General features: G+C 71.3%; 11 protein-coding genes. 4 read left to right on the forward strand and 7 right to left on the reverse strand.

From position 1 onward, the window contains the following. Positions 1 to 220: 220 nt before the first annotated feature. Positions 221 to 940 (forward strand): transcriptional repressor LexA, encoded by a 720-nt coding sequence (gene lexA, locus HGB44_RS10755; protein WP_061078907.1) that lies wholly within the window; start codon positions 221 to 223, stop codon positions 938 to 940. A gap of 107 nt (positions 941 to 1,047) precedes the next feature. Continuing rightward, a complete protein-coding gene (locus HGB44_RS10760) occupies positions 1,048 to 2,142 on the forward strand; it encodes an alpha/beta hydrolase family protein (protein ID WP_061078906.1) in 1,095 nt (364 codons plus the stop codon). Positions 2,143 to 2,155: 13 nt separating this feature from the next. Here the strand turns inward: HGB44_RS10760 and HGB44_RS10765 are convergent, their stop codons facing one another. The 3 genes from HGB44_RS10765 to leuS all read right to left on the reverse strand — a co-directional run bounded on the left by HGB44_RS10765 (position 2,156) and on the right by leuS (position 6,392). After that, complete coding sequence (locus HGB44_RS10765) at positions 2,156 to 2,782, reverse strand: lipase chaperone (protein ID WP_061078905.1); 627 nt, start codon at positions 2,780 to 2,782, stop codon at positions 2,156 to 2,158. Between the two features lie 437 nt (positions 2,783 to 3,219). Then, positions 3,220 to 3,810: a hypothetical protein gene (locus HGB44_RS10770; protein ID WP_061078904.1), complete on the reverse strand. Its 591-nt coding sequence runs from the start codon at positions 3,808 to 3,810 to the stop codon at positions 3,220 to 3,222. A gap of 86 nt (positions 3,811 to 3,896) precedes the next feature. Next, positions 3,897 to 6,392 (reverse strand): leucine--tRNA ligase, encoded by a 2,496-nt coding sequence (gene leuS / locus HGB44_RS10775; RefSeq protein ID WP_061078903.1) that lies wholly within the window; start codon positions 6,390 to 6,392, stop codon positions 3,897 to 3,899. 364 nt (positions 6,393 to 6,756) lie between these two features. Here leuS and HGB44_RS10780 point away from each other — a divergent pair, with 364 nt between their 5' ends. Next, positions 6,757 to 8,316, forward strand: a complete 1,560-nt coding sequence (locus HGB44_RS10780) for a long-chain-fatty-acid--CoA ligase (protein WP_061078902.1) — start codon at positions 6,757 to 6,759, stop codon at positions 8,314 to 8,316. Positions 8,317 to 8,645: 329 nt separating this feature from the next. On the opposite strand, the gene HGB44_RS10785 is transcribed toward HGB44_RS10780, so the two are convergent. Further along, positions 8,646 to 9,545: a carbohydrate ABC transporter permease gene (locus HGB44_RS10785; protein ID WP_061078901.1), complete on the reverse strand. Its 900-nt coding sequence runs from the start codon at positions 9,543 to 9,545 to the stop codon at positions 8,646 to 8,648. A 166-nt stretch (positions 9,546 to 9,711) separates the two neighbouring features. Between HGB44_RS10785 and HGB44_RS10790 the strand changes: the two genes are divergently transcribed. Continuing rightward, positions 9,712 to 10,011, forward strand: coding sequence for a hypothetical protein (locus tag HGB44_RS10790; protein ID WP_061078900.1), 300 nt, complete (start codon positions 9,712 to 9,714; stop codon positions 10,009 to 10,011). A gap of 23 nt (positions 10,012 to 10,034) precedes the next feature. On the opposite strand, the gene HGB44_RS10795 is transcribed toward HGB44_RS10790, so the two are convergent. From HGB44_RS10795 to HGB44_RS10805, 3 genes are all read right to left on the reverse strand, one after another. Beyond that, positions 10,035 to 10,940: a carbohydrate ABC transporter permease gene (locus tag HGB44_RS10795; protein WP_168444006.1), complete on the reverse strand. Its 906-nt coding sequence runs from the start codon at positions 10,938 to 10,940 to the stop codon at positions 10,035 to 10,037. Positions 10,941 to 11,052: 112 nt separating this feature from the next. Beyond that, positions 11,053 to 12,336, reverse strand: a complete 1,284-nt coding sequence (locus HGB44_RS10800; protein WP_061078898.1) for a sugar ABC transporter substrate-binding protein — start codon at positions 12,334 to 12,336, stop codon at positions 11,053 to 11,055. 195 nt (positions 12,337 to 12,531) lie between these two features. Beyond that, positions 12,532 to 13,017 (reverse strand): hypothetical protein, encoded by a 486-nt coding sequence (locus tag HGB44_RS10805; protein WP_061078897.1) that lies wholly within the window; start codon positions 13,015 to 13,017, stop codon positions 12,532 to 12,534. Positions 13,018 to 13,129 lie beyond the last annotated feature (112 nt).

A 13,129-nucleotide genomic window follows, 5' to 3' on the forward strand; every position in this document is an offset into this window, starting at 1 on the left:
CGTAAGTGCAGGCCGGAAATTGACCGCGAATACGCGCGGCGACAATTGTCCCCGGCCTCGAACGCTTGTTTGATATCACCGTGTGCAACGACTAAAGTTGACCTTGATTTCACACCGGTTTCGCCATCACGTGGACCCCCAGGTCGGCACGGTCGCGGACCGGGGGTGGCCAGTCACACAAGCAGGCCCTGACCGAACCGAATGCCGAGGAGGCCCGGCCGTGCCGGAGGAGAATCCCGGAACCGCAGACACCGCCACCGTTCTCGCACCAGCGGAGAACGCGGGCGGGTCCACGCCCGAAGCCCCCAAACTCACCGCACGCCAGCAGAGCGTGCTGAACTGCATCCAGCGCTATGTCCGGGAGCGGGGTTTCCCCCCCTCGATAAGGGAAATCGGGGAAGCGGTCGGCCTGTCCAGCCCGTCCAGCGTGGCGCACCAGCTCAAGGTCCTCCAGCGCAAGGGCTACCTGCACCGCGACCAGAACCGGCCGCGCGCGGTCGAACTGCGCACGCCCGGACGCGCCTCGGGGCAGACCCTGGTACCCGAGGACATCGACCTCTCCCGCGCCGCGGCCGTGCCGCTGGTCGGCCGGATCGCCGCCGGCGGTCCGATCCTGGCCGAGGAGTCGGTGGAGGACGTGCTCGCCCTGCCGCGCCAGCTGGTGGGTGAGGGGCGCCTGTTCATGCTCACCGTGGTCGGTGACTCGATGACCGACGCCGCCATCACCGACGGCGACATGGTGGTGGTGCGCCAGCAGCAGGACGCCAACAACGGCGACATCGTGGCGGCGCTGCTCGACGACGAGGCGACCGTCAAGGTGCTGCGCCGCGAGGAGGGCGGCCACGTGTGGCTGATGCCGCGCAACGAGGCCTACGAGCCGATCAACGGCGACGACGCCACCATCCTCGGCAAGGTGGTCGCGGTCATGCGCCGCGTCTGAGAGCCCGTGTGCCCGCGTCCCCGGCCCCTCTCCCCTCGGAGGGACCGGGGGCGCTTCCCCCTGTGGACGACGCGGGGCCGACGGGCGCGGGCCGCTAGTCTGAGGAGGTGTTCACACGTGCCTCCTCCCCCGCCGCCCGCTGGCGCACCGCGCTGGTCGGTGCGGTCAGCGCCGCCCTGTTGTCCACCGCCGCCTGCGCCCCCGCCGACGACGGTGCCGCCGAGGCGCCGGGGGTCGGCGGCGTCGAGCGCGAGGTGGCCTTCGAGGGCGGCGGGCACGAGGTGGCGGGCACCTTCCGGATGCCCGAGGGCGTCTCCGGCACCGTCCCGGGCGCGCTCATCGTCTCCGGCAGCGGTCCCACCGACCGCGACGGCAACAGCTCCGTGCGCCCCAACGCCGGCACCAACCAGAACCTGTCCCGCGTGCTCGCCGACGTCGGGGTGGCCTCGCTGCGCTACGACAAGTACGGCAGCGGTCCGGACTTCGAGGCGCCGGACCCCGGCGGCGAGGTCGCGCCGGTGGACCCCGCGATCTTCGACGAGCAGGTCGCGGCCGCCTACGAGGAGCTCGTCGCCCAGCCCGAGGTGGATCCCGGGCGGGTGGTCGTCGTCGGGCACAGCGAGGGCGCCCTGTACGCGCTGCGCGCCCACGAGCTCATCGGTGCGGAGCACCCCTCCCCCGCGCTCGTACTCGCCGCGCCTCCCGGAACGCGCTACCTCGACCTGATCGACCGCCAGCTCACCGAACAGGTGCGTACCGTCGAGGCCTCGGGCCAGACGGAGGAGAGACAGGTGGTCCAGCTGCTCTCCGACGCCCGCGCCGGACGGGCCGCGATCAGATCCGGGCGTGCGCTCAGCGACGTGGAGATGCCCAGCGGGGGCGTGTTCGGCGTCTACACACTCGCCAACGAGGACTTCCTGGCCTACATGGACGCCTTCGACCCCGTCGAACTGGCGGAGGAGCTGCCCGGGGGGACCCCGGTACTGGTCCTGTGGGGGGAGGAGGACACGCAGGTCTCCCGGGAGGACGTGGACCGGCTGATGACCGGTCTGGACGGCGCCCGGCGGGTGGACGTCCCCGACACCGACCACGTCTTCCGCCGATACCGGGACGAGCCCGGGGCCACGGTCCTGGACGAGCAGCGCCCCTTCGCCGAGGAGGTCGCGCCCGCGCTGGAGGAGTTCCTGGGCACGGCCTGGTAGGCGCGCCGGGGCCTCACTCGGGAATGGAGTCCGGCAGCGCCTCCGTCACGGACAGTGCGAGCTCCTCGGCGCCCGCGGCCATGCGCTCCCGGTCCCCCGGATTCTGCGCGTCGTAGCTGGCCGCCACGCTGTAACAGGTCTCCAGGTACAGGTTGGACACCCGTGCGCCGACACAGGCGACCGTGTACGGGTCCTCCTGGACCCAGGAGACCGCCTCCTCGCCGACGCCTTCCAGCTCCTGCGTCTCGTACCGGGAGGTGGTGGTGCGCAGGTTGTCGGCGGCCGTCGTGATACCGCCCGGGTCGGGGGCGGCCACGGCCACCAGCGTCGCGGTGGCCGGAACCCGCTCGCCCGGGCCGCCGGGGGTCGCCCACCGGCACTGCCAGCCCGAGCCGAACGCCTCCTGCGCGCTGCCGACCGGCTCCTCGACCTCCAGTTCGTGGCCGGGCACCAGCGCCTCCAGGGTCCCGGTCTCGGCGACGGAGCACTCGGGCGCCGCCCCGAAGGCGCCCGTCTCCGGGTTGTCGCGCGCCACCACGTACCAGATCGCCCCGGCGGCGAGCACGACCAGCACCAGGGCGGCGGCGACCACGGCGACGGTGGCACATCCCCGGCTCTGCGGTTGGACGGAGGCCACCACCTCGGGCGCGGGCTGCTGGGGGTGGGGCTGCTGCCACGGGGGGTTGGGCGGCGGCGGATACTGCCCCCGCGGGGTCTGGTGGGGGCGATAGGCCTGCTGTTGCCCGTGGGGCTGTGGTGCCTGGGGCGGTGGCGGAGGCTGCTGGCGCCCCTGTGGCTGCTCATGCGTCTGCGGCACATGGGGAGTCTGCTGCTCCCCGTGAGGCTGCGGTGGTTGCTGTTCCCCGTGTGACTGTGCCGCCTGGGGCGACTGGGGCAGCTGCTGTTCCTCGTGCGGCTGCGGTGCCTCGTGCTCCTGCAGCTGCTGAGGCTGCGAAGGTTCCTGTGACTCCTGCGTCTGCGGTGCCTCGTGCTCCCGCAGGGGCTGAGGCTGAGGTGCCTGCGGAGGCTGGTGTGTCTGGGGCTGTTCGGGGTCCCGCGCATCGGGGTGCTGGTCGCTCACAGAGCCTCTCCGAGCCGCACGGCGAACTCCACTGCCAGGTCCCGGGCCTCGCCGAAGCCGACCGGCTCGGTGCCGGAGGTCCCGGCGTAGGACACCCGCACCAGCAGGTTGTCGGTGGGGAAGGCCAGTTCCGCGGTGCCGGGCACCTGACCGCGCCACACCCGGCCCTCCCCGGTGGCCAGTTCCACGGTCTCGCCGCGCGCCGGTACCAGGGCGGTGTAGGCATCCCGCGCCCGCTGGGCGCCGGTGACCGGCTCCTCTCCCGTGGTGTCGGTGAAACGGGCGGACAGGTCCAGCCGGAGCACCCCCTGCGGCCCGTCGGCCGGACCGGCGGAGGACCACGAGCACATGGTGCTGTCGCCGTCCGCCAGGGGACCCTGCTCGGAGGACTCCAGGACCGCGCCTGGCACCAGACCGGTGACGAGCGCGTCCGAGACCACCGCGCACCCGGGCGCGGCGGCGTGGGCGTCACCGCTCTCGGGCACGCCCGGGTCGTCCCCGGACAGCCACAGTCCGCCGCCGACCGCCACCGCGGACAGCACCACCGTGCCCGCGCCGATCACGGCCACCCGCACGAGGGGACCCACCCGGCCACCGCCTCCCTGTCGGTCACCGCGCCGACCGCACACGGGCGGCGGCCGCCACACGCGGCCGCCGCCTCTGGTGTGCCTGGTCAGCCGACGACGATGTTCACCAGCTTGGGCGCGCGCACGACCACCTTGCGGATCTGCTTGTCGCCGATGAAGCCCTGAGCCTTCTCCGAGGCCAGGGCCAGCCGCTCCAGCTCCGCCGGGTCGATGTCGGGCGCCACGGACAGCTTGTCACGGACCTTGCTCTGCACCTGCACCACGCAGGTCACGGACTCCTGCACCAGCAGGGCCGGATCGACCTCGGGCCAGTTGCCGACGGCGACGCTGCCGGTGCGGCCGAGCTTCTCCCAGCCCTCCTCGGCCACGTAGGGCGCGAACAGGGACAGGACGACGGCCACGGCCTCGGCGGCCTCGCGGACCGCGGGGTCGGCGGCGCCGGGGCCGGAGTCGATGGCCTTGCGGGCGGCCGAGACCAGCTCCATGGTGCGGGCGATGGCCACGTTGAACCGCCGGGACTCGACCAGGGACGTGATCTGGTCGACGGTTCGGTGGGTGGTGCGGCGCAGGCCGGTGTCGCCCTTGGCGGGGTCGGTGCCCGGCGCGCTGGCCGCGCCCGCCTCGCTCATCACCCGGTAGGCGCGGTTGAGGAACTTCTGCGCGGCGACGACGGAGACGTCGGCCCAGTCCACGTCCTCCTCGGGCGGGGAGGCGAAGAGCATGGTCAGCCGGACCGCGTCCACGCCGTAGGCGTCGATCTCCTTGCCCAGGTCCACGCCGTTGCCCAGGGACTTGGACATGGCGCGGCCCTGGTTGATGACCTGGCCCTGGTTGGTCAGGCGGCGGAAGGGCTCGGTGAAGGAGACCATGCCCATGTCGTGCAGGACCTTGGTGAAGAACCGGGCGTACATCAGGTGGAGCGTGGCGTGCTCCTTGCCGCCGATGTAGTGGTCCACCGGCCCCCACTTCTCCACGGCCTCGGTGTCGAAGGGGGCGGTGTCCAGGCGCGGCGAGCAGTAGCGCAGGAAGTACCAGGACGAGTCCACGAAGGTGTCCATGGTGTCGGTGTCGCGCTCGGCGGGGCCGCCGCAGGAGGGGCAGTCGACGTTGACCCACTCGGTGGCCGCGGCCAGGGGCGAGACGCCCTTGGGGGCCAGCTCGGCGCCCTTGAGTTCGGGCAGGGTGACGGGCAGCTGCTCGTCGGGGACGGGCACCTCGCCGCAGGAGGGGCAGTGGATGATCGGGATGGGGGTGCCCCAGTAGCGCTGGCGGGAGAGCAGCCAGTCGCGCAGGCGGTAGTTGATCGTGCCCTGTCCGGTTCCGCGCTCGGCCAGGATCTCGATGATGCGCGCGATGGCCTCGGTCTTGGCCAGGCCGTCCAGCGGGCCGGAGTCGCGCAGGACGCCCTCCCCCGCGGTGGCCGTGCCCGTCTCGACGGGGTCGGGCTCGCCGGTCTCCACCACGACCCGGACCGGCAGGTCGAAGGCCAGGGCGAAGTCCAGGTCGCGCTGGTCGTGCGCGGGCACGGCCATGATGGCGCCGTGGCCGTAGTCGGCCAGGACGTAGTCGGCCGCCCACACGGGCATGCGCTCGCCGTTGACGGGGTTGACGGCGTAGCGGCCCAGGAACACGCCGGTCTTGGGGCGCTCGGTGGCCTGGCGCTCGATGTCGGAGAGCTTGGCGACGTCGGCGCGGTAGGCGTCGAAGGCCTCGCGCTGTTCGGGCGCGCACAGCTCGTCGGCCAGGTCGGCGTCGGCGGCCACGACGAAGAAGGTGGCCCCGTAGAGGGTGTCGGGCCGGGTGGTGAAGACGGTGACGGGCTCGTCGCGGCCCTCGATGGCGAAGTGGACGTCGGCTCCGGTGGAGCGGCCGATCCAGTTGCGCTGCATGGCCAGGATCTCGTCCGGCCAGCGGCCGTCGTCCAGCTGGTCCATGTCGTCCAGCAGGCGCTGGGCGTAGTCGGTGATGCGGAAGTACCACTGGTTCAGGCTGCGCCGCACGACGTCGGATCCGCAGCGCTCGCACCTGCCCTGCACGACCTGCTCGTTGGCCAGCACGGTCTGGTCCTGGGGGCACCAGTTGACGTGGCCGTCCTTGCGGTAGGCCAGTCCGCGCTCGAAGAAGCGCGTGAACAGCCACTGGTTCCAGCGGTAGTACTCGGGGTCGCTGGTGTGCAGGCGGCGCGACCAGTCCACGCTGATGCCGTAGCGCCGGAACGAGGCCGCCTGGGTCTCGATGTTGGCGTAGGTCCACTCGGCGGGGTGGGAGTTGTTCTTGATGGCCGCGTTCTCGGCGGGCAGGCCGAAGGAGTCCCAGCCCACCGGGTGCAGGACGTTGTCACCGCGCTGGAGGCGGTAGCGGCTGATGACGTCGCCGATGGCGTAGGCCTCCGCGTGGCCCATGTGCAGGTCGCCGGAGGGGTAGGCGAACATGTCGACGATGTAGGAGCGCGGACGGGTGTCCGCGGGGTCCTCGTCGGCCTGGAACGGAAGCTCGGCGGCCCAGCGCGCCTGCCACTTGTCCTGGAGGGCGCGGGCGTCGTAGGTGTCGCCCGTCGTCTGGTCGCCGTCTACCGCTGTCATCGCCACGTGTTCCTTAGCCGGTTCGGGGTGTACACGACTCAGGTTAGCGGTTGGCGGGTCGGGGCGCGGACGGGTTTTCCCCGCCCCGCGAGGGTGCGTCCGGGGCGCTGACCCGGGCCCGGAGCGGTGCGCCTCACTCTCCGCTCCCCTGCGCGGACGGGCCCGCTGCCGCCGCGTCCCGCGCCCGGCGGCGGGCTCGCGGAGGGCGGAGGAGAAGATCGGTGAGATTACGGACTCTCGCCCCCTCCACACCGACCGGCCGGTTTGTTACTCTTCCGTCAAAGTGGCGCAGAACACGCGATACGGGTCACATCATCCTGATTCGGCGTGCATTCACTGGACCCATCTGGCTGCGGGAGGCCCCATGCTCAACCTGTCCGTGCTTCTGGAGGACGGCGCCCGGTCGACTCCGGAGAAGGAGTGCCTGGTCTTCGGCGACCTGCGCCTGAACTACGCGATCACCAACATGATCGCCAACCAGGTGGCCAACCTGCTGGTCGCGCGCGGAATCAGGCCGGGGGACCGGATCGCACTGGCCAGCCCCAACGTGCCCTACTTCCCCTTCGTGTACTTCGGCGCCCTCAAGGCGGGCGCGGTGGTCGTGCCGCTGAACGTGCTGCTGACCCCGCGCGAGATCGCCTACCACCTGGAGGACTCCGGGGCCAGGGCGCTCTTCGCCTTCACCGGGACCCCGGAACTCCCGCTGGGAGAGCGCGCCTTCGAGGCCTTCGGCCAGGTGGAGTCCTGCGAGTTCTACGTGGACCTGCCCGCCTCCCCGGGCGCCACGGAGTCGACCATCGACGGCGCCGAGACCTTCTGGAAGGCGCTGGAGGGCCAGCCCGGCGAGTTCGAGACGGTGCAGGCCGGTTCCGAGGACACCGCGGTCATCATCTACACCAGCGGCACCACCGGCAAGCCCAAGGGCGCCGAACTGAGCCACCACAACCTGCTGCTGAACGCGGTCGGCTCCGCCAGGCTGGTCGAACCCCACCCCGACGGCCGCGACGTCGCCCTCGTGGTCCTGCCGCTGTTCCACATCTTCGGCCAGACGGTCATGCTCAACGCGGCCCTGTACCGGCACGGCACGATGGTCCTCATGCCGCGCTTCGACGGCGCCGAGGCGCTCAGGCTCATGGAGAAGGAGGGCGTCACCGCCTTCGCTGGCGTGCCCACCATGTACTGGGGGCTGCTGGGCGCCGTCCAGGCCGCCGAGCCCGGTACCTACGACCTGGAGACGATCGCGGGCAACGTGGTGGACGCGGTCTCCGGCGGCGCCGCCCTGCCCGGCCAGCTCGCCGAGGACTTCACCAAGACCTTCGGCGTGGGCATCAAGGAGGGCTACGGCCTGTCCGAGACCTCCCCGGTGGTGTCGTTCAACAACCCCAAGGTCAAGGCCAAGACCGGCTCCATCGGGCTGCCGGTGTGGGGTGTGGAGATGAAGCTCATCGACCCCGAGTGGAACGAGGTCGCGGAGGAGGGCGAGATCGCGGTGCGCGGGCACTGCGTGATGAAGGGGTACCACAACCGCCCCGAGGTCAACGCGGAGGTGATCCGCGACGGCTGGTTCCGCACCGGGGACATCGCCCGCCGCGACGAGGAGGGCTTCTACTTCATCGTCGACCGGTCCAAGGACATGATCATCCGCGGTGGCTACAACGTCTACCCGCGTGAGGTCGAGGAGGTCCTGATGACCCACGAGGCGGTCAGCCTGGCCGCGGTCGTGGGCGTGCCCCACGACACCCACGGCGAGGAGGTCAAGGCGTTCGTGATCCCCAAGGAGGGCGCCGAGGTCACCCCCGAGGGGCTCGTCGCGTGGGCAAAGGAGCGCCTGGCCGGGTACAAGTACCCGCGCGAGGTGGAGTTCCGCACCGAGCTGCCGATGACCTCCACCGGCAAGATCCTCAAGCGCGAGCTGCGCGCCTGACCCCCGCGCGGCGGGGCCGGTCCTGTTCCTGGGGGCCTCCGCTCCGCTTCGGCCCGCCCGTCGCCCGCCGCCGCCCGCCGGGGCGCTCCGCGACGGGGCGGGCCACCACCCTCAACGGACGCTACGCGCAGTACTCGCCCGGTTCGGGCGTCCTCCGGTGCGGGAATCGGGTTGGAGCAAGCACAGCGGTGCCTCCGGTGAGACGGCTCGTGCCCACCCGTCGCCCCCGCCGCCCTCAACCGACGCCTACGGAGCGGTCCTGCTCGCGGTCCCACCTCCAGCGCATCCAGAACCCCGTGGACGCCCGCCCCCGGGTAACCGGCCCGCCCTCACCCCTTGACGGCTCCCTGGACGAGCCCGGAGACCAGGAAGCGCTGCACGAGGACGAAGAAGACCATGACCGGGATGGTGATGAGAGTGGAGGCCGCCATCACGTGCCCCCAGTCGTTGGCGTACTGGCCGAAGAACTGGCGCAGGCCGACCGCCACCGTGTAGTTCTCGCTCTGGGTCATGAAGGTCAGCGCCAGCACGAACTCGTTCCACGCCACGATGAACGAGAAGATGGCCGTGGCCACCAGGCCGGGCGCCACCAGCGGGAACAGCACCCTCCAGAACATCTGGCCCCAGGAGGCCCCGTCGATGTAGGCGGCCTCCTCCACCTCCACGGGCACGGCGGCCACGAAGCCGCGCATCATCCACACCGCCAACGGCAGGGACAGCGCCACGTAGACCACGCCGAGGCCGAGCATGGTGTTGAGCAGCTGGAGGTCGCGCACCTGGAGGAAGAGCGGGATGACCAGCGCCTCCAGCGGCACCATCTGCACGATGAGGATCATCACCAGCACCGCGGTGCGGAAGCGGAACCGGAAGCGGGCCACCGCCACGGCGGCCAGCAGAGACAGCACGCACGCTCCGGCCACGGTGATGCAGGCGACCGTGAGCGAGTTGAGCATGTACTGGCCGAACCTGGCCTCGGTGAGCACGTAGACGAAGTTGTCCAGGGACAGCCCGGCGGGCAGCAGTGCCCCGGCCCCCGATGTGGCCCGGTCCGAGAACGCGCTGATGAGCATGAAGTAGACGGGGAAGAGCGTGAACAGCAGCAGGACGGCCACCCCGGCGGACTTGGCCAGGAACCGTCCCGTCCGCCGGACGTCACCCCTGCGGCGGGCGTCGCGGACGCGGCCCTCCCAGTCGGTGTCGGCGGCGGGTGCCTCTGTGCGCGTGACCACGGGCGTTCCTTCCTCAGCGGTGACCGGAGGTCCGAATCCGGTTGTTCCGGGCTCGGGCGGGGCCGTTAGACTGCTCGACTGTCCGGGGCGGGACGTCCTTCGCACCCCGGCGGAGGAGGAGTGATGGCCGTGTCGACAGGGTCGCCGGAGACGGTGGCGTAGCACCGTGCGCTCTTCCGCCGGGCCCTCCCCCACCGAGGTCGTCATCAGCTGGATCCCCCATGACGCGCGCTTCCGCGACCGCGCCGTCCGGCACGCCCTGCGCGACTCCAGCGGGCGGCTGCTGCACGCCTACGTCGAGAACCTGGTCAACCGGGACAACGACGACGGGCGTCCGCTGGACGAGTACGACCTGCGGACCATGGGCGCGGTGCGCGAGGACCTCGACCGGCGCTCCCTGGCCTCGGTCGACTGGCGCCGCGTCCGCGACAAGCTGGTGGCGGGGGTCCACGGCCCCGCCGGCTGAGCGGACCGCGAGGGCCGCCGTGCTCATCGGAGCTCGTCCTCTCGGAAGAGCGCGCGCAGGTAGAACACGGTGATCACCAGGAGCAGCAGCGTGAGCAGCACGGCGATGGCCGAGCCCAGACCGTAGTCGTTGTGGCCGAAGGAGCGCACGTAGGACCACACGCCCAGGTTGAGCATCTCCGAGCCGCCCACGTCACCGCCGGGCATGAGGTAGATCTGCGCGAACACCTTGAAGTCCCAGATGGTGGAGAGCACGGTGACCACGGCGAACACCGGGCGCAGCACCGGGAACGTGACGTTCCAGAAGCGCTTCCAGGCGCCCGCGCCGTCGATGCGCGCCGCCTCGTGCAGCTCGCCGGGGACCGTGAGCAGTCCGGCCAGGACCGTGACCGCCACGAACGGGAAGCCCCCGTGCACCACGTTGAGCGTGACGATGGCGTAGAAGAACAGCCGGTCGGAGAACCAGTTGTACCCGGAGGGCTCCAGCAGGCCCAGGGAGGTCAGGGCCTGGGAGACGACGCCGCTGTCGACGTCGAAGATCCAGATCCACACGTAGGTGCCGCTGACCGCGGGCATGGCCCAGGCGACCATGATGCAGGAGACCACGATGATCCGGGGCACCGGGCGCAGTGTGGCCAGCAGCAGCGCCACCAGCGTGCCCACGACGATGGTGGTGACCACCGCGACCACCGCGAAGGCCACCGTGTTGAGCAGGGCGACCCGCCACAGGTAGGGGTCGGTGAGCAGGGCGGCGTAGTTGGCGAGTCCGATGAAGTCGGACTCGCCCGAGACGAGGTTGCGCAGCTGGTACTCGCGGAAGGACAGCCACACGATCCGGCCGAGCGGGAGCAACAGCAGCAGCCCGATGACCGTCAGCGCGGGGGCGAGCAGCACCCAGGGCAGGAGCGCCCTGCGTCCGCGCTGGCCCAGGAGCGGTGCCCGCCGCGGCCGGGGCCGTCGCGGTGACGGCTCGGCGGAGCGGCGGGCCTTCGGCCCCGGCTCGCTGCTGGCGGTGCCCAACCCGACCGGTGTTCGCACGTCTCTACCCCCCGTTGAGGATGCGCTCGATCTCGTTGGCCGCGTTCTCGGTGGCCTCCTCCACGGTGGCCTCGCCGTTGAGGATGTCCTGCTGCATGCCGACCAGGACCTTCTCGGCCTCGACCTGGGTCCACGCGGGGGTGACGGGCACGCCCCGGCTGGCCTCGTTGAGCTGGACGGCGAAGGGCTCCAGGATGGGGTCGGCGGAGGCGGAGAAGGCGTCGACCCGGTCGACCACGCCCGGGAAGAAGCCGGTCTCCTCGGACCAGCGCATGGCGAACTCCTCGCCGGTCAGGTGCTGGACGTACTGCCAGGCGGCCTCCTCCTGGCCGGTGCCCTCGAAGACCGACAGCAGGGAGCCGCCCGCGAAGGAGGGCATGTACCCGCCGTCCTGGCCGGGCAGGGTGAAGGAGCCGAGCCTGCCCTCCAGGTCGGGGTTGGCCTCCAGGATGGCCTTGGGGTTGGCGCTGCCGAGGATGGCCATGGCCGCCTCCTCGTCGGCGACGGCCTCCATGACGGCGATCTCGTTCCAGTTGACGGCGCCGGTGGTGGAGGTGCCGTCCTCCAGGGCCAGGTCGGTGAAGAAGCCGACCCCGGCGCGGGCCTCCTCGCTGTCGATCTCCGAGACCCAGGTGCCGTCGGACTGCTCGACGGCGATCTCCCCGCCGCCGCCCCAGATCCACGGCATGACCGAGTACTGGGCGTCGCCCGGGACGGGGAAGGCGATCATGTCCTCCTCGGCCTCGGACAGGGCCAGGGCGGTCTCGCGCAGCTCCTCCCAGTTCTCGGGGACCTCCAGGCCGTGCTCCTCGAAGACGTCGCTGCGGTAGACGACGGAGCGGATGGAGGCGTACCAGGGGACGCCGTAGACGCCCTCGCCGAGTTGGCCCATCTCCATCAGGCCGGGGATGTACTGGGAGGTGTCGATGTCGTAGCCGGACAGGTCGTGCAGGGCTCCGGCGTCGGCGAACCCGGGCGTGAAGGTGTTGCCGAGTTCGGCGACGTCGGGCATGGTGCCGCCCGCGATGGCGGTGGAGATCTTGTTCTGGGCGTCCTGCCAGGGCACGAACTCGACGTCGACCTCGATGCCGGTCTCCTCGGTGAACGCGGCGTTGGCTGCCTCGAAGAACCCCGTCTCGTCGGGGTTGGTGCCCTGCATGATCCAGACCAGGAGGCCGTCGGAGCCGGAGGCCCCGCCTCCTCCGCTCCCGCACGCCGTCGCGGCCAGGACCAGCGCCGTGACAGCGGCGGGGAGCGGAACGTACTTGTGGGTTCGTCTGCGGGCCATCGGCACGCCTCCCGTTCCTTTCGAGGGTCCCCTGAGGGTTGGTAGGAAACCTACGTAAAGAACCGCGTGGAGTGAAGTAAACCACTGCCTTTTGTGTCTGAGCCGTTAGGGGGCAGGGCATGTCCGGAGTGTCGCGGCCGGCACGGCGTGTCCCACGGGCCCCTTCGGGCCCGTGTGTCCCTTGGTCACATGCCCTTACTCGGACAGTCCGGTGACCTGGCGCAGGACGGACAGGAGTTCGGCGCGCTTGTACACGGCCAGGCCGATGGCCGCGCCGAAGGCGGCGAGCATGTGCACGTAGACCATGGGGTCGCCCCGGGTGAAGCGCTCCGCGGTCTCCTCCTCGCCGACCGAGTGGGCCTCCCACGCGGTGGAGACGGCGAACTCCAGTTCGGGCGGGAGCATCTCGGCGACCATGCGGGCGACGGCCTCGCGGGAGTCGGCGGGCTTCCAGACCACACCGGTCTGCTGCACGCGGCGGCCGAGGAAGGCGGCGATGACCTTGAGCTCGGACGTGACGGCCTCGACGTCGTCGGAGGCGCGCGGGACGACCGCGTCGAGCTCCTGCCGGTTGCGGTCCGCGTAGGCCGCGATCAGGTCGATCGCGGTCCGCTTGACGTGGTCGGACGCGTCGGGTGCGGGCGTGGTCCCGTCGGTGCTGCCGTCGGAGGATGAGGACACGTCGTGGTCCCTTCTGGTGGGTGTGCGGCCGGGGTGTGTCCGTCTGGACCCCGCCGATCAAGCGGCGGGTCGTACGTCCGGCGGACACGCCCCGGGTCCATGATGCCGCGAA

The sequence above is a fragment of the Nocardiopsis alborubida genome (assembly GCF_012396365.1).
GTDB lineage: Bacteria > Actinomycetota > Actinomycetes > Streptosporangiales > Streptosporangiaceae > Nocardiopsis > Nocardiopsis alborubida.